The sequence below is a fragment of the Microcoleus sp. S13_C5 genome, assembly GCF_036700845.1.
Classification (GTDB): domain Bacteria; phylum Cyanobacteriota; class Cyanobacteriia; order Cyanobacteriales; family Microcoleaceae; genus Microcoleus.
In genome coordinates this window covers 1-17,195 of sequence record NZ_JAUBPR010000042.1, presented here as the reverse complement: position 1 = coordinate 17,195, position 17,195 = coordinate 1, and the positions used below count along the sequence as shown (strand labels likewise).

Here is a 17,195-nt window from a genome sequence, read left to right as displayed (position 1 = left end):
TTGTTTTAGGATTGGCCAATTATGATTAACTTCAATTCCTTAAAGTTAATAGTCCCCGATAATTACTCGTTTGTTGGCATTCAAAAGCAAGATGACGAACTGTACTTTTATCTACCTAAAGGGTTTGATGCTCGACTATCTGAGCTTGACACATTTGTCGCTAAACGAGATTTGTTTTTCCTACTATATAAAATTTTCGGCACTTTTAAAGAAATCTGTATTGAGAAAGGTTATATAGATGATATTGGTGAGTTGGGCACCCAGGATCGTGATGGTGTAATTAACAGTCATCGGGGTTCTGAAATCGAAGATGAGGAAGACGACTCAGAAAATATATTTTACTCAAAACTGGACATTATTACTCACTTTTTGAAGGCTTATGAGGAACCCAAAATTTTAGCCCTTGCTTATCGATTGGGCAAAAGTAACAAGTTTGATGTCAGCCAGATTCATAAATACTTACACCAAGCTGTGTATTTACCTAATCATGCAGCTTATGTCGATGAAATGCTCTTTCCACGACGAGTAATGCAGTTTGAATCTACTGATATTGTCACGATGTATTGCTATCTCTTTTGCGAGATTAAGCAGCAACTTGGAGAAGGGGTAAATGCTGAAATTACAGCATTAGCTGAGCGATTTCGTCAGCACCATCTCGGAAATCAAGACAGTCTTTTTGATGAACATAGTTATGAGCAGGTTTTAGATATACTCAAGGATGCCTTAGAAACAATTGACCATAACACACCCATAAAAGATGCTGATTATTGGCAGTATTACGAAGCAATCAAGTTATTTCTTTATGGCAATTGGCATCAAGCAGAAAATGGTGAAATTTGGGGAATTAAAAATTTTCATAGTGTCTGGGAGTCGATGTGTTTGACTCATCTAGTACAAATAGTCGATCCCTCATTGCTTCTGCACTTAGATGATCGCTATCTAAGTTCTAGAACCGTGGAAAGAGCAAAATCATCTGCTAAGCTTATTGACTTATCAAAGACTTTCAATATAAATGGTTCTTTACTGAAGCCCGATGCGCTCGTACTAACTTTGATTACCCATAAAATTAAGGGTGAGAAGACTTATAAAGTGTCTGCTGATAAGTGGGATGATAATTACTATAAAACCACAATAAATGGTATTATTAATGACTGGGGGAAAATTGCGAGAATTGGTTATATTGGTCAGATGCCGAGTATGCGAGATACTATGAGTCATCATACTATTAAAAAGTTACAGGAATTGTATCAGATTGATAAGTGGGGGTCTGTGATTATTGATACTCCGTTACCCCAAAATTTCTACTCATTTTGGGAAATTTCTTTTCCGCTTGATTCAGAATCTCTCCATAAGATGTATTACTTCAATCATTTCTTTTATTTGCCCATAAAAAAACAGATTATGGACTGGGATAGATTTAATAAAAAAATTCTTCAACCTTTGGGTATATTTTCTGGTCCTTTCTATCAAGGTCCCAGATCTGATGTTTTCAATGCTTCACTTTTTCGGGATAAAGATGTTGAGTGGATGAGAGAACAGTTTAATGATTTTATTCGACAATTTTTAAATCAAGATGAATGTTTTTGTGAAATAATCGATATCAAATACTTAGACACTAAATACTTCCGATATCCCAACAAAATTGAAGAAATTAAACGTAGAAGTATCCGTAAACAGTTTGTCTATGAGCACTTGCTTCAAAAGACTTTAGAGAAGAGAAAGGATCACTACAGTAATTTGAGTATTCGGAGTAGCTTTTGGCTCCCTAGCTACCTACCTGATGATTCAGAATTGTTACAAGATAGCGATCCTTTCATGGATGGCTACATTAAATTAAAAAAGGTGAATTTTAAGTTATTGGCTGAAACCTATTTCGCTTAAAGCCTTTTAGCTAATCTACAGCTTACACCACATTCATCTAAATACGATCGAGTACATTCAAAGCGAGCATTTACGGCTTTTTGTTCGGCTTTTTGTTAACAACCAAGCTCTCCAGAATGCCTTTAAACATTGTTACGACAATTTGGCGATCGTTATCTCTCACAAATATATCGTAATTGGGACTTGAGTTAATTTCAATCAACCAATATGCTCCGTTTTTATCTAGCGCGATGTCAAGCCCAGCATAATTAATCGCAATATCAGCAAAAACAGGTTTAACAAAATCTTCAATCTCAGACATGAGAGTGGGGTTAATTATATGTTTGGCTTTTGCACCTTCCCAGTGCAGCGGGCTTAAATTTCCCGCAAATTCAGCCTGAGATTTGTCTTTTTCGTACAGCAAAACTAGCTTTTCTTTGCAGCATACAGCCCGATATTCGTGGGCAATTTCGATATATTCTTGAGCTAGGGCCACATAGTCATAATCTTTGCTGTTGACGTTAAATATAATTTCTAGGGCTTCTTTAATTTGCTCTCTAGTTTCACACAAAAAAACATTGTTGCCACCAGCACCGCGATTTCTTTTGAGAATCACCGGGAAAGCGAATTTTTTGTTTACTTCTAAAACTATGGATTCAATATCTGGGAAAGTCAAATACTTTTTATACTTCTCCTCGCAGTGAGGCGAGACAAAACCGAGAGTTCTGGGAGTATTTATTTTGCCGTTTAATAATTGATAAGTATATTCTTTGTCTTTAAAAATCTCTGCTAGTGACGCGCTGTTAAATGGCGTCATGTAATTGACAAAATAATATTCTTCGCCGCCCTGTTTGAGTCTAATCAAGTTTTGGGAAGGATGCAGGATTTCGTAAGGGATATTTAATTTCTCACAAGCTGCCAGCAGGATTTCAATATTGGTTAGCATAAAATGTAACTTAATTAGAAATTAATTTTAAAGATTTGAGATTTGAGAATCGCTTCCAAATCTCAAACCTCAAATTAGATCGCACTTCTATCCAAACAATCGCTGCTGCCCGTTTGCCGCATCTTTCCCGGCATAAATCTCGCGCGTTCCCTTGGGAATATAAATCCAATCGAATTCTTGCAAGCGGTTTGTCAAATTGGAAATGCTCACTCCCAATTCATCCCTCATTTTGTATAAATGCGACCACTTTGTTAAATCGCGTCCCTGCCTTTTTTCCTCCAAAATACACCGAGGCATCAACAAACAGCTTGCAAAATATTGCGCTTGCCATTCGATCGACAAAACCTTATTATCCGCACTCGCGCCCCGACAAACAAACGGTTCCTCGACATCAGACGCCGTTTTTCCTTCATTCCCTAAGTTTAATTCCAACTGTTCCACAGTGCCGTCTGCTTCGTCTTGATTGACGTGTAGCACCCAGTGTCCGATTTCGTGGGCGATCGTCGATTCGATGAAACCCGGCGGTTTTTCCAGAATCTGTTCGTTGATTTCGATTAACCGCTGCTGCGGCAAAATCCTCGCCGCGATCGCACCTTCTTCATCCGGCTCAATGCACTCCCAAACTACGCCCAAATCCAGAAAATCAGCAACCGTTGTCGCATCAAAAGGCCATCTCGGAGCAAAATTTTGCGTTTTCTGCATCTGCATCAAGATGTCATTTGCCAAACGCTCGATCGTTTCTTTGGGATAGAAGCAATACGGCTTAAAAATACTCACTATGAGGGGCCTCTCTTACGCTTCAAAAGACTGTTTGAGCCAATCTGGATTTTCTTGCATCCGGCGGAAAAGAGCCTGCATTTCCTTCGGATTCTGCTTCAGCAGCGCTTCGTACTGCTGCGGCAGCCTCCCCGCCAAGAAAATCAATTCCTCTTCGTTTATGTCTAGATTTCGCGCTAATGCTCGGATTACCTCCTCTTTTGGCGCATAATCCGCTCGATCGTTCTCCAACTTCGACAAATAAGTAAAATCCACACTTAGCATAGCTGCTAGCTCACGTTGTGAGTAAGCTTTGTCCTTGCGAGCTTGACGGATCAGTCTTCCAAATGTTTGTTCCACGGTTTTTTGCCTCCTGACAAGCATTCTAGCCTGTTTTGATGAAAAGTTCAACAAAATACTTGACGGGAAAATCAACCCGCGCTACCATGAAGTTAGTTGACGATTTAATCAACCCGTAAACCCGGACTGGTAGAGTTAAGGGTGCAAATTAGCCTAGCTCACACGCTACATATAGCGTCGTCAACTTCAGAGGAGTGAGAAGCGCTGGGCGTCAAAACGCTTGTACGCAGCAAATAAGGAGGAGCAGATCGCAAATGCTGAGAACCTGGACAGACACGCATTACAAGCTCGAAGACGATGACTGGCTATACATCGCCACCCACGAAGAACAAAGCTCAGCCTCCCTGGTTTGTCCCGGCTACGCGCGGGATGGCGAAGGCTTCAGCATCCACTTCACCCCAGCGCACCTAGAAACGTTAGAGCATTTGCTCGCCGCGCTGCGGATTATCAAAGCTCAACAAGAGGCGATGCTTGAGTATACCTATCCAGAACCAAAAGCAACAACACATCTCATTCGGTAATCGAAGTTCGGCCACGAGCAATGTACGAGATTTAACGGATTACCAATTCCCCGTAAAGCAGCAATAAATAACTAAGGAAAAACCAACAATGACTACTAAAACACAAGAAAGACCTACATTTTCAGTATTTGGTGCCAAACCGAGCAATGCTTTGCTAGTACCAGAAATCCCGATCGCAGTCCGTAATAATTGCCAAAGTGGCCAATGGGCGATCGGCGACACCGACTACGGTTCAAAATGCTCAATGACAATCCTCAAATTCTCCAAATTCTTCGGCTCCCTCGGTCAAACTTCCCACACACTATGGGGTCAACTGTGGTTTGTCGCAGAAACCGGCGAATTGCCACAAGGAGTAGTCATGGTGACATACATCAAAAACCGCAGTTTGAGCGATTTTAACGGCTTAGTTGCCTCAGTTCAATCTCGCGGAGTAGAGCCTGCTACAGGTATTTTCATTCCCGAGTTTACCCAGCATTCCGGCGAAAAACCAGACGACAGCGGATTCGTTAAACCAATCAATTATTACAGTTTAAAATGGTCGTGGATGGAGCGTAGCAACTGGGCAATTATCGACCAAGCAGCAGCAATTTTGTCAGATTCTAGCAATCAATCGCGGATGATTGACTTAGAAGGAACGCGGCAAATGGTGTGTTTGGATAATGTCCCTCCCCAGGAAGTTGCGCGCTTGATGGCTGCTCATACTAAGGGTGAAAGTGATGCTATTGCTTTGAATTCTAACAGCGCTATGTCGTTGTCGCCAGCGGAAGACAAATCAACTGCTGACTTGTTCTAATTCTGTTGTAAAGGCGCGATTTAATCGCGCCTTTACCATAACTGTTACAACAGAGTGAAATGAAGAAATTAACCAAGCTGAAAACCCAACAAAACCTGCAAGAAAGCCGTTTGAGAGAGAATTTTGAGCTGCTCGACCAAATTCGGGCAGACGCAGTTAACGACATCGAAAGTCTCACCGAAGACTTCCAGCACATGACTTTAGTTGCCGAATCAGTCCAGCGGAATTACCGAGCTTTGTTAGCCGAAAATCAATTGCTAAAAGGCACACTTTTAAGTATAATTGATGAGTGCGGCTGCTGGGAAGGAAATCGGTGCGATCGCTGCTGGAAACTTCTAAAAATTCTAGCCAGCGATAATTCAGAAGAAAAACCCGACGCAGCCAGAAAATACCGCTCCATTCTCAGCAAACTCCGCAACTTAGAATAACTGAGAAAGTCTCACTCAAAAGCCTCGGAAAGTTATAATCAGGAGAAGCAAAAATTATGACAATAGCAACGGCCAAGGATAGCAAAGCCCAAATTTTGCAAAGCTTTCAGCAGATTTTAGCCGACAAAAAAAAGATCGAATCCAAAGTAGAAACCAAAGAACAGTCAGCCGAAAAAGCCAAAAATAAACAAGTCCTCGAACTCGCCTCCACCTACACAATTGACAGCATCGTCAAAGGCTTGGCAGACTTGCAATTAGATTTCGGCAGCATCACCAGCGGACTTTCCGAAAAACTGAAGGCGGAATCTTCAAAATTAGACGAATTAAAACGCGCGATCGAAATTGAAGCCGCACAATTGCAAGAGTTGCAGCAAATCAGAGTTGTAGCAGACGCCCTCCACATTTTAACTCAAGAGCACCGAGAAAAACTGACCCTGCTCGAACAAAACAGCGCCAACCAGCGCGAACTTATCGAAAAAGACACCACCCAAAAACGTAAAATTTGGGAAAAAGAACAGCAAGATTTTGATGCAGCAGTTCAAGAAAAAACTGCACTCCTAACTAAAAAGCGTCAGGAAGAAACAGCCGATTACCAATACGAATTAGAACGCACCCGCAAAATCGAAACTGACGAATACGAAGAAACGAAGCGCAAACTAGAACGGGACTTGCAGCAATCTACTCGCGAAAAAGAGAAAAATTGGACACAGCGCGAAAAAGTCCTCAACGACAATCAAGCGGAGTTTGAAGAGAATCAAAGAAAAGTCGCCGGATTTGAAGAAGAACTCAAACAGGCTTATGTTAAAGCCAAAGAAGAAGCAATTCAAGAAGTTTCCCGCGAAGCTAAAGTCAAGGCAGATTTAGTGGAAAAAGAATGGGAAGGCACTAAGCAGGGATATGAATTGAAAGTGCAATCTCTACAGCAGACAATTGAGCGACAAACCGAACAAATCACCGAAATCTCTGCACAATTGCAAGCGACGATGAAGCAAGCGCAAGACTTGGCCATGAAAGCTTTTGCTACCAAAGCTTAAGGTTTGTCGCTCAATTTTTGATAATAATCGGCGGTTTCAACCGCTTCTTGTCAAACAAAGTCCGCCGATGCGGACTAACAAAGTTAGGAGATGAAAGCGATGGCGAGAATGAATGACAAAAATACGAAGGCTGAAATATTAGAAGCTTATAAACAGTTGGAACAAGAAAAAAATGCACTGGATTCGCAACTGAAGCAGCTTAACAACGATAAATCTGCCAATATTGATCGACCAGAGATCGCAGTCCAAGAACTAGCAATAGCGGAAGCAAGAAAAGCAATGGCTTTAACTGAAAGCAAACAAAAAATGCAGGGGACGATCGACAATTTAATCTTACTGCAATTTGGCTTCGGTGCCGCTGTCAGCGAACTGTCGGAAAAACTAACAACAGAAGCGTCTAAACTGGGGGAATTGCAGCGAACTGTCGGCGACGAAATCCAACAACTGCAAGAGTTGCATAGTTTAGAAGATGTTGCAGAAGATACGCTGGACACTTTAATCCAACAATACGAAGAAAGCGCCAAAACATTTAGTGCGGAACTCAGCGAACAGCGCGAAACTGTTGAACAGGAATTGTGGGAACGCCGGCAAGCTTGGGAAAAAGAGCAGGAACTGCAAAAGTTGGCAGTTAAAGAACGCAATGAGAACCACCAAAAAGCTCGCCAGCGGGATGAGGAGTTGTATGCTTACGATTTGAATCTTCAGCGAAATCTCGACATCGAAGAATACCAACAGCGCCAGAAAAGACTGTATCAAGAAATCGAAGAGTTTCAGCAAGAACAGGAGAAACAGTGGGCGGAACGCGAAAAATCTATTTCGGAACGGGAAAAACTTTATGCTGAGGTTAAAGCTAAGGTAGAAGCTTTCCCGAAAGAACTGGAAGCTAATATCAAGAACGGGAAAGATAACGGCCGCAATATTGGCAATTACCAAGCTAAAGTTAAGGCTGATTTGTCTGCTAAAGATATCGAAGGGCAAAAGCAAAATTATGAGCTGCAAATTCAAGGGATGTTGCAGACAATTCAAAATCAAGATGCGCGCCTTGCTAGCTTGTCGAAACAACTGGATTCTGCTTTGAAACAGGTTCAAGATTTGGCGGTGAAGGCGATTGAGGGAGCATCCAATTTGAGTTCTTTGCAAGCAGTCAGGGAAATTGCGATCGAACAAGCGAAGACTCAGCAGAAAAATAAGTAATCCGTAGCGCTTTTAGGAGCTAATTAGCTTGCTTTAGATACCCGATTTCTTGAAGAAGTCGGGTATCTGGGTATTGAAGGGAGAGATTTTTGCGATCGCCCGCGAACTGTGCAAAAATATAAGTATTTAGGAATAGGACAACTGCTATGCTTGATACTGACAACTTCGATCCGCGCGAGATTCCTATATATTCTATCCCTCAAGCAGCGCAATATCTCCGGCTGCCGAAGGATAGGTTGCGATCTTGGGTTGGTGTCTGGTCCTCGAAAACAAAAGCGGACAAGCGCTTCTTTGAGCCACTGATTAAGTTACCTAACCCCAAAAATTTTGAACTGCTTCCCCAGTCCAAAACTACATTACTTTCTTTCATAAATTTGGTAGAGGCTCATGTCTTGATTGCCATTTTTAAGGCTACTGGCTTCTCCCGAAAACAACTTAGCACTGCACTCGACTACATCAACGATTATCTTTCGACTCCTCAATTATATGCTGGAAAGGAGTTTGAACGCAAGGTAAGAAATCTTTTATTTGAGAGATTCGGACAGAAGCTTGCAGCATCGGACAGGGAACAGGAAGCAAAACAGATTCTAAACACTTATTTCGATCGCATTGTACGAGATGAAGCTGGATTACCCCTCAAACTCTACCCTTTCACGAAGCTACCAGGTTCCGACGAACCTAAAACAGTGATGATTGACCCCAGAATCTCCTTTGGCCGCCCAGTTTTAGCTGGAACTGGCATTCCCACAGCTATACTGGCGGAACGTTACAAAGCTGGGGATTCCATCGATGAACTTGCCGAAGACTACAATTGCAATCGGCTCCAAATTGAGGAAGGTATTCGCTGCGAACTTCAGCTAGTAGCAGCATGAATGAGATATTTTTCATAGACAGATGTTTAGGAAAGAAACTGGCAGATTCACTACGAAATGTGGGGGCTACAGTAGAAATTCACGACGATCATTTTAGTCAAGATATCAATGATGAGGATTGGCTGAGGATAGTTGGAGAGCGCAATTGGGTGGTATTAACAAAGGACAAGAAAATCGCTAGCCGTCTTTTGGAGTTATTAGCCGTGGCTCAAGGCAATGTACGGCTTTTTGCATTTGTGGACGGCAATGTTCGTGGAGATGTAGTGGCACAAGCTTTTGTAAAGGCCTTAGAAAATATGCAAAAATTTATTCGGGGGAATCCAGCTCCTTTCATCGCTAAGGTGTACCAGTCGGGTGTGGTAAAGCCCTGCAAGAACCAAAAAGAACTTTTGAGAATGCTCCCTAAAACCAGTGAGTAAATCATCCCAAATCAATCTCCCTTAGTCCAGTTTTCCAACTGTCCACTCGCTGCGAGTCTTCCTTGAGCCTTAAACCCTATCTACAGCGTTATAGTTTTTAGTGAAAAGTTCGATCGCACTGTTCACTTATCGAAACTGTCCCTTCCTCTCCTGACCGCTTCAGTCGCACTCTCTATGCTTTAAGTTAATCAACCAAAAGATATATTTGATCTAGAGGCACTATGCAGAAACAAATCCTACGTCAAAAAGATACTAATGCTTGGATACTTCAGTGCTGGGTTTCTTTTATTGTTGCCCTTTCCGCAACTACTGTAGGTATCATTTATTTACAGGTAGACCCATGGCAGAAAGCTTTTATGGGTATGGGTTTAACTTTTTCAGTCGGCTCGTCTTTTACTTTAGCAAAAACCATTCGCGATAACAACGAGGCAACAACATTAACTGCCAGAATCGACGAAGCTAGAGTTGAGAAAATTCTCGCTGAGCACCATCCTTTGAAATAAATTTCACTATACAATGTATACAAAAAACAGCCCGCGCGGGCTGTTTTTGTTGTTTGAGCCACAGGTTTCAAGCTGCGGATGGGAATTGGGGATTTCAATGGCTACCTTTGAACTTACGATCGCGCAACTTATTCTTTTGTCGCTGGCGAATACCGGCCTTAACCATCGCAAAATCCACCGGAAAACCAACGACAGGAATCACCTGATCCTTGCGTTCTTCTTCCAGATTCTTGAGTTCGGTGTAATCAACCCAGTGAATGCAATTCACCGGACAAGTGTCGATCGCCTCAGCAATCAACTCTTCAGAATCCCCGTCTTGTCGAACTACGCGCGATCGACCGTAATCCGGCTCAATATAAAAAGTATTGCGAGCAACGTGAGCGCAGTGCTTGCAGCCAATGCAGGTAATCTCATCAACATAGACACCTTTTTGGCGCAACACACCGCCCAATTCCGGTTCCAAACCAGAGCGATCGGGCGCATCCCGCAAAAACCCCCCCAACTCCGGCTCTAAACCAGAGCGATCAATTGCTGTATCTATTCCGAGTCCAGAAAGCTCAGACATTTAGACCCCCACAATAGTAAATAAGTCCGCGCAGGCGGACTTTGATGACACAAGATTGCAAAAATCTCGAAAAATTATTAAGCGCACCAGCGTTGCACCACCAAGCGGAGCGAACCGTCTTGATTTTGCTTTTGCTCAGAAATTTGGAAACCCTGCTTAGCGCTTTCATTCACGACAGTATGGTAAGCGTAGCGCTGAGTCACCTTATTCAGAAAACGGTCTACAGACCAAGCTTGCTGCCAAAACTGCAAGTCAGCCACTAATTCATACTCAGTCCCGTTCCAGCTAAAACCTACGTCGTAGCCGTTTTTTTGCTCAATCACGACCTCAGCGGTGCTGGTTAGGCCGCGATAGCCCCGCACCTCTGTCGGGCCCGACTTCCAGTCGATACCCAAGTCAGTTAAAGCAGCTTCCAAAGAATTCAAATTGCGGATCTGGGTCTTAATTTGGCTAAAATGTGACATGGTGGTTCCAAAAAAACTTAAGTGAACTCAACAAAAAAAATTACCAATCGCTAAAAGCCACTTGGGCCGTCGCTTCGGCTGACTGATGCAGCGCTTGCGTGAAATATTCAGATGTTGACTCTTGGTGAAGCACCACGCCGAGCTGAGCTTCAATTGCAGCCGTTACCTCAGCACAGGAAGCACCGACAATGCCGGTGACCGTTTCCTGTACGCGGCCATCTGGATAGATCACAAACTCTAGTGTTTCCATAATGCGGGCTGACTGAATAGGAATATTGAGAACAGACACCGACACCAGCAAGCCAGGGACGATGCCTCCTGAAGTAGCTTCTTGAGAGTTGGCTGACTGACAAAGCGCTATATCAATTTTGACGAATTGATAGGTTTTGAGTCACAACTTAACAGAACTTATTAATAGGTAGAAGCAATACATCAGTTGTATGTAAAGTTTCGCGTAGATCGTGACATCAGTCAAGTCATACATGAGTCGCGAATATTAGCAACGGCTATTTGGGATTGATCCTCGGGGAGGGAGGATGGATCGCGAGATAGTAGACCGAGGGTAAGGTTCCCTGTGCTTCGCCCTAAAGATAGTAAGCTGTTGGGCCTCTAAATTTTATTTTTCGGGCGGGCGGGACACCCCAGAATAATTTTATCGAAAGTGACGGTAAAACTTAGATGCCTCTGGGCTGATCTTTGCGTAAGTTTTGTAAACGTAAAATACGATCGCGCTTTAGATACCAAGTTCTTAAAAAAGTCGGGGTTCTGGGTATTCTGTTTATACTACGTAATTCCTTATCTATCCGGTTCAATTAATAATTCTGGCTTATCAATGTCTTGAGTCTAAAATCGATAAAATTACGCAGGATTATCTAAGCAAGAGAGAAAAACAGGCTTTAACGATTGGAGTAGTTGAGCAAGGGCATCATTACATCAAAGAATTTGGCAAGCTCAGCGACACCGTTTCGGCTATTCCTAAATGCTGGTAAAATTTACGAAATCGCTTCCGTAACTAAACTATTTACAGAAACAGTTCTAGCTAAATTAGTGAATGATAGCAAGGATGATTTCTCAGTAGATGAAATAGGGATAACGATATTAATGTAACTAGCTTCGCCGTAGCGCCAGCTAATACATGGAGAACCTATGTAAAAAATAGTTGAATGCGTTATCGGTAGGGGTTAAGGTGCGTAATGCACACCCTACAGAATTAGTTTGTGAGTAAGTCCTATTACCATAAAATCCTAATTACTATTCTCTAAGATAAAGAGTATTCAAATTGATTGATAATTGTTGCGGCAACCGTAACCCTTCTTTTAAGCAACCTGTGCCATGACCTGCTGCAGCGGAATCTTTACTACAAACTCAGTGCCCTTCTCCAGAGTGGAATTACACTCAATCTTGCCGCCGTGTTTTTCAGTGACGATTTGATGACTGATCGAGAGTCCCAAACCAGTGCCTTTGCCCACGGGTTTGGTGGTGAAGAACGGATCGAATAGTTTAGAGCGAATGAGTTCCGGGATACCGACTCCATTATCGGCAATGCTAATGGCGATCGAGTTAGCACTACTGATCGAGGTGCTGATGATAATAGTAGGTTGTGGGTTATCCCTGGCACCTGATGTCTGCAAGGCATCGATCGCATTACTGAGGATATTCATGAATACCTGGTTGAGTAGACTGGGGTGGCATTCGACCTCCGGTAATTGCCCGTAGTTTTTGATGACTTGGATGGCAGGAAAATCGGGTCTGGCTTTCAGGCGGTGTTGCAAAATCAACAGAGTGCTGTCGATACCTGCATGGATATCAACGGGTTTGCAGTCCGCTTCATCAAGGCGGGAGAAGTTGCACAGGGAGAGCACCAGTTGGCGAATCCGATCGCTCCCCATTTTCATCGAACCCAGCATCTTCCAAAAATCCTCTTGCAAAAATTCCAGATCCAGGTATTCTGCCCGCTCTCGGATTTCTGCTACCGGATTGGGATAGTGCTTCTGGTACAGTTGCACCAAGTCCAGCAGCTCCTGAGTGTATTGTTTGACATAGTTCAGGTTGCCTTGAATGAAATTCACCGGGTTGTTGATTTCGTGTGCCACTCCCGCCACCAATTGGGCTAGGGCAGACATTTTTTCACCTTGCACTAGATGCACTTGGGCTTGCTTGAAACTTTCTAAGGCCTGGTTGAGTTCGTTGGTGCGCTGTTCCATGATCCGGGTGGCATTCCGCAGTTGGAGATGCACCCGAATCCGTGCCAAGACTTCTTCATGCTGAATCGGCTTGGTAATGTAGTCTACAGCACCCAGGCTCAGCCCTTTGACCTGATCCACCGAGTCGGAGAGGGCGGTCATGAAAATAACTGGAATATCGCGAGTGGCCGGATTAGCTTTGAGCCGCTGACAAGTCTCAAAGCCATCGATCCCTGGCATCATCACATCCAGCAAAATCAAATTTGGCTCAGACGATTGCACTCGTTGCAGGGCAGTTTCACCATTTTTGGCGATCGCCACCCGGTAGCCCTGTTCGCTCAACACATCAAACAATACTTGCAGATTGGTTGGGGTATCATCTACTACTAAGATCGTGTTTTCTTGAGACATAGAATAGACTGACATTAGCAAACTCCTAAACGTATTGAAGGGATGAATTGTTCATGGTGGATCGATATTAAGTGGCTAAACCTGTGGCTCGATTAGACGCAGAATGGCTTCCTCATCAAACTGTTGACTCAGTTCTAAAACTCGGTTCGCAAAGGCAATATATTCCGGCGTTAATTGCTTCAAGCGATGGGCTTCCTGCTGGATATCGGTCATAAAACCACCCTGAGCGGCAGCATAGAGGGTTGCCAGTTCAGCAGCAGGCGGTATTATCATGCTAACCTCATCGGCGTTGCTGACAGCGGGTTGAGTCGCCTCTGTTTCAGTTTCGTAAATCCACTGCAATTCTAGATATCGCTGCAATTCGGCAAGCAACCCAGTAAACTCGATCGGTTTAGGGAAAAAGCTATTGCACCCTGCATCCAGACTTTCCTGTATATCCACCTGAGACAGAGTAGCAGGGGAGGCAATGATCGGAGTTTGGGCAAAGTCTGGCAATTGCCGCAGGCGACGGGTCATTTCTAGGCCATCCATAATCGCCATATGTACATCGGTAATAATCAAGTCGGGTCGCGTCTGGATAGTGGTATCCAAACCTGCCTGCCCATTATCAGCTTCTGTCAGCTTGAAGCCTAGCGGTTCCAACATATTCACTGCCACCAGACGGTTTTCTTCGCGATCGTCAATGACCAGAATTTTGCGTCGTTCGCCCTGATAGCCAATAACCTTGTGGTTGGCGATCGCATTTTGTGTTGTCCAATCCGATGCTGGAAGCAAGTCGATCTCAAACCAGAAACTGCTGCCCTGCCCCATCACACTCTCGACGTGAATTTCGCTGCCCATCTTCTCGATGATTTGTTGACCGATGGCAAGTCCTAGTCCAGTACCTTCGATGTTGCGATCGCGTTTCCCGGCCTGCTCAAAGGGTAAGAAAATCGTGGATAGTTTGTCTGGGGCAATGCCAATGCCAGTGTCTTTAATTAGGAAGCGAATTCTTGAAAGTTTTGAGTTTTGAGTTTTGAGTTCTGAAGTTGAGTCTTCTGACTCCACCGCTTCTACCCGAAACGTGACGGTACCAAAATCGGTAAATTTGACCGCATTGCTGAGCAGGTTGAGCAACACTTGCCGCAGGCGTTTGTCGTCAGCATGGACGGCAGTGGGAAGGTTGCTGGCGGGCTGGTAATGAAACTCCACGCCTTTTTGCACTGCCTTGACGCGGCAAATATCCACAGTAGAAGAGAGGAAGTTAGCCAGATGGAAATCCTGGGGATAGAGTTCCATCTTTTGCACTTCCAGCTTGGACAGATCCAGAATATCGTTGATCAGGGTGAGTAAATGGGTACCGCATTGATAAATCACCCCCAATCCTTTCATCTGCTTGGCTGTGGTGGCGGGGTCGCGCTGGAGGATTTGGGTATAGCCGAGGATGCCGTTGAGGGGGGTGCGGAGTTCGTGGTTCATGTTGGCAAGAAACTCGCTTTTGGTGCGGTTGGCAACTTCGGCAGCTTCTTTTGCCCGCAATATCTCTAGTTCTACGGACTTGCGATCGCTAGTATCGTGGCACACAACAACTCCCCCTTTCAATGCACCACTGGCATCTTTGAGCGGTCTGCTACTAACAGTCATCCAGACGCCCTGTTGGGCTTTGCTATGCCGGCTAAAAAGTTCCATATTGTCTACCTGCTCACCCCGAACAGCCCGCACTAAGGGAATTTGCTCCGCTAGGATCGGAGTTGCCCCATCGGCATGAAACAGTCCATATTGCTCCGACCATTCTTCCGGCTGGCTGTCGTTTATTTTGCCAAACATCTGCTCGGCAGCGGGGTTAAACAGCAGCAATCGACCATTTTCATCGGCAACGAGCACGGCATCGCTCATGCTGTTGAGGATTAGTTGTAACAGGCTAGTCTGGTTTTGAAACGTCTGGTTACTTTGCTGAAGGTCGGTTTCGGCTTGATTCCGCTTCAGGATTTCATGGCAAATCAGGCGGTAAGTCCACAGAATAATTCCTAGGTTGAGGGCGATGCCCACCAGAAATGCCATCATTGCCAGAAGGGTTGTGTGGATGGCAGCTTGCTGTTTCTGCCGCCACGCTACAGTTTCCATCGCTTCGATCGGCTGGGTCAGCAACGTAATCTCATCGAGCAGTCGTGGGGGGGTGCGATCGATCGCCGCCGCCAGCCCTTTGGTGTCCCGGAGCTCCACGCCCTGCCGCAGTTCCTCCAGGCGACGCAGGATAAATTCTTCCAGGCGCTTGGTAGCTGCCTGTTGGCGGGGAGCGTTCTTTAGCAAGCTTTGCAATTGTCGCAATTCTTGATCGACATCGAGTGTCCGAAGCCCAAATTTCCTGAAGTCATTTTTGTTTTGGGTGAGCAGGTATTGCCGCTGCATCTTTTCAGCATCTTGAAATGCACTGGTCAACGCTTTCAAACTATTGAGCGCTTTCAGATGTTCGGCGATCAGGCGGTTAGTTTCTAAGGTGCGGTTAGCGCTCCAAAATGCGATTCCACTCACTGCTAATGCCAGGAAAGTGGCTGCTCCCAGGCTCCCGGCAACGGTTTTGAGAAAGTGAGATTGTTGTTTCATCATGTCTGTCTTGTGCTTAGTTTCGTCGATCTAAGACCGCAGAGGGCGGAGTCCAAATTTTTGAAAGACTGCCATTGCCCGATCGGTGCTTAAAAAGTCCAGATACGCCTGCATTTCCTGGAGATGGGGAGAGGTTTTAACCACAGCGGCACCGGAGCGAATTGGCTTATAGAGGTCGGGCGATACGGTGGCTAACACCTTGACCTTGCCAAAGGCTTTGGCTTCTGGCAGAAAGGTAATGCCCACGTCTGCCTCTCCCTGCTCGACGGCTCGCAAGACTTCCCGCACATCCACCTTTGCCCAGACTGCCTTGGACTGCACTGCCTGAAGGATGCCTAACCGACTCAGAATGGCGTGGGTATAATTGCCAAGCGACAGGTCTTTGTTGCCTATTGCCACCGTTTTGAGGCGATCGCTCGCTAACTCGTGCAAATCAGTCAGTTGCACCGCAGAATCAGCCGCAGCAATCACCACAATATCGGTGGTCACTAACTCCCGACGGCTTTCGGGCAGAATTAGCCATTGGGCTTGCAACGCATCCAGCGGTGCAATATCAGCGAACCAAACCCCATCAAAAGGTTCTCCCTGGTCAAGGGCTGCCCGGATTAAGGCAGTGCCGGCAAATGTCGGATTCAACCAGATATGGGGGTGTTCCTGCTGATAGAGTCGATCGATTTCCTCCACGGCAGTGCGAACCATGCCTGACGCAGCCAAATTGAGCGTCACCGCCTGGATTTGGGGTGGGGAGGAGCAACTACCCAGCCAGAGGGTGAGTGTCAAGGAGAGAAAGCACAATGTCAGCCATCGGAGGAGTTTCATGTCAGGTTTTGTGAGATTTCAGTTTCTAAGCCTTGGATGGGGCTGTAAATGTCGGAACAGTCACTACAGCGACTCTCGGTTGTCTTTAATATAAAGTCTTTAATATAATTTCTTGGCAATGATAAAAACCATTCCATTAATCATCTCGTTCTGAAGTACCTGTAAACCTATTTCAGATAGCCGATCGCACAACCAATATTTATTGAGCCGCAGTTTTTGGTAAGAACTGGCACTGAATGACCACCCATCGCCCTGTTTTTGATAGAGTAAGTCATGGACTGCTACGCTGTTTTCCTGATACTCCAAGAAACAAGTGAGGATTGTACATTCATCACTTTGTACAGGAATAAAACGCTGATTTCCATGAAGCTCTGCTGAAACATAATCGCGGAAAGTTAAAATCAACATGGCTCTCCTGAAGTTGCGGTGATATTTTTATCTAATTAGAAAAGCAAGCTAATACGCGTTCTCGAAAATTATCAAA

Annotated in this window: 19 protein-coding genes; 9 read left to right on the top strand and 10 right to left on the bottom strand. The window is 44.6% G+C overall.

The genetic code is table 11. From position 1 onward, the window contains the following. The first annotated feature begins 21 nt into the window (after nt 1–21). On the top strand, nt 22–1,881 hold the full coding sequence (locus QUA04_RS13595; protein WP_333257869.1) for a hypothetical protein: 1,860 nt from the start codon (nt 22–24) through the stop codon (nt 1,879–1,881). A 70-nt stretch (nt 1,882–1,951) separates the two neighbouring features. On the opposite strand, the gene QUA04_RS13590 is transcribed toward QUA04_RS13595, so the two are convergent. The 3 genes from QUA04_RS13590 to QUA04_RS13580 form a co-directional block, all read right to left on the bottom strand. Next, on the bottom strand, nt 1,952–2,806 hold the full coding sequence (locus QUA04_RS13590; RefSeq protein WP_333257868.1) for a YheC/YheD family protein: 855 nt from the start codon (nt 2,804–2,806) through the stop codon (nt 1,952–1,954). An 87-nt stretch (nt 2,807–2,893) separates the two neighbouring features. Further along, a complete protein-coding gene (locus tag QUA04_RS13585) occupies nt 2,894–3,583 on the bottom strand; it encodes an ImmA/IrrE family metallo-endopeptidase (RefSeq protein WP_333139673.1) in 690 nt (229 codons plus the stop codon). A gap of 15 nt (nt 3,584–3,598) precedes the next feature. Then, nucleotides 3,599–3,922, bottom strand: coding sequence for a helix-turn-helix domain-containing protein (locus QUA04_RS13580; protein ID WP_006634885.1), 324 nt, complete (start codon nt 3,920–3,922; stop codon nt 3,599–3,601). A gap of 254 nt (nt 3,923–4,176) precedes the next feature. Here QUA04_RS13580 and QUA04_RS13575 point away from each other — a divergent pair, with 254 nt between their 5' ends. From QUA04_RS13575 to QUA04_RS13540, 8 genes are all read left to right on the top strand, one after another. After that, entirely contained in the window at nt 4,177–4,443 is a 267-nt protein-coding gene (locus tag QUA04_RS13575; RefSeq protein WP_006634886.1) for a hypothetical protein, read from the top strand. A gap of 88 nt (nt 4,444–4,531) precedes the next feature. Continuing rightward, a complete protein-coding gene (locus QUA04_RS13570; protein WP_333257866.1) occupies nt 4,532–5,236 on the top strand; it encodes a hypothetical protein in 705 nt (234 codons plus the stop codon). A gap of 59 nt (nt 5,237–5,295) precedes the next feature. Further along, a complete protein-coding gene (locus QUA04_RS13565) occupies nt 5,296–5,664 on the top strand; it encodes a hypothetical protein (protein ID WP_333257864.1) in 369 nt (122 codons plus the stop codon). Between the two features lie 56 nt (nt 5,665–5,720). Further along, complete coding sequence (locus tag QUA04_RS13560; protein WP_333257862.1) at nt 5,721–6,698, top strand: hypothetical protein; 978 nt, start codon at nt 5,721–5,723, stop codon at nt 6,696–6,698. A gap of 99 nt (nt 6,699–6,797) precedes the next feature. Beyond that, nucleotides 6,798–7,892, top strand: coding sequence for a hypothetical protein (locus QUA04_RS13555; protein ID WP_333257861.1), 1,095 nt, complete (start codon nt 6,798–6,800; stop codon nt 7,890–7,892). A 146-nt stretch (nt 7,893–8,038) separates the two neighbouring features. Continuing rightward, on the top strand, nt 8,039–8,764 hold the full coding sequence (locus QUA04_RS13550) for a DUF433 domain-containing protein (protein WP_333257859.1): 726 nt from the start codon (nt 8,039–8,041) through the stop codon (nt 8,762–8,764). Then, on the top strand, nt 8,761–9,183 hold the full coding sequence (locus QUA04_RS13545) for a PIN-like domain-containing protein (protein WP_333257857.1): 423 nt from the start codon (nt 8,761–8,763) through the stop codon (nt 9,181–9,183). The genes QUA04_RS13550 and QUA04_RS13545 overlap by 4 nt, the downstream gene beginning before the upstream one ends. Nucleotides 9,184–9,404: 221 nt before the next feature. Beyond that, entirely contained in the window at nt 9,405–9,686 is a 282-nt protein-coding gene (locus QUA04_RS13540) for a YiaA/YiaB family inner membrane protein (protein WP_333257855.1), read from the top strand. A 94-nt stretch (nt 9,687–9,780) separates the two neighbouring features. On the opposite strand, the gene QUA04_RS13535 is transcribed toward QUA04_RS13540, so the two are convergent. From QUA04_RS13535 to QUA04_RS13505, 7 genes are all read right to left on the bottom strand, one after another. Next, nucleotides 9,781–10,251: a ferredoxin gene (locus tag QUA04_RS13535; RefSeq protein WP_333044207.1), complete on the bottom strand. Its 471-nt coding sequence runs from the start codon at nt 10,249–10,251 to the stop codon at nt 9,781–9,783. Nucleotides 10,252–10,328: 77 nt separating this feature from the next. Beyond that, the gene (locus tag QUA04_RS13530) at nt 10,329–10,715 is read right to left on the bottom strand and encodes a DUF1257 domain-containing protein (RefSeq protein ID WP_242716193.1); all 387 of its coding nucleotides are present in this window, start codon (nt 10,713–10,715) and stop codon (nt 10,329–10,331) included. A 40-nt stretch (nt 10,716–10,755) separates the two neighbouring features. Then, nucleotides 10,756–10,965, bottom strand: a complete 210-nt coding sequence (locus QUA04_RS13525) for a DUF2997 domain-containing protein (protein ID WP_015176940.1) — start codon at nt 10,963–10,965, stop codon at nt 10,756–10,758. A gap of 1,066 nt (nt 10,966–12,031) precedes the next feature. After that, complete coding sequence (locus QUA04_RS13520; protein ID WP_333257853.1) at nt 12,032–13,324, bottom strand: response regulator; 1,293 nt, start codon at nt 13,322–13,324, stop codon at nt 12,032–12,034. Nucleotides 13,325–13,384: 60 nt separating this feature from the next. Further along, a complete protein-coding gene (locus tag QUA04_RS13515) occupies nt 13,385–15,895 on the bottom strand; it encodes an ATP-binding protein (protein WP_333257852.1) in 2,511 nt (836 codons plus the stop codon). A 27-nt stretch (nt 15,896–15,922) separates the two neighbouring features. Continuing rightward, nucleotides 15,923–16,711, bottom strand: coding sequence for a molybdate ABC transporter substrate-binding protein (modA, locus tag QUA04_RS13510; protein ID WP_333257850.1), 789 nt, complete (start codon nt 16,709–16,711; stop codon nt 15,923–15,925). A 99-nt stretch (nt 16,712–16,810) separates the two neighbouring features. Beyond that, nucleotides 16,811–17,119, bottom strand: a complete 309-nt coding sequence (locus tag QUA04_RS13505; RefSeq protein WP_333257848.1) for a hypothetical protein — start codon at nt 17,117–17,119, stop codon at nt 16,811–16,813. Nucleotides 17,120–17,195 lie beyond the last annotated feature (76 nt).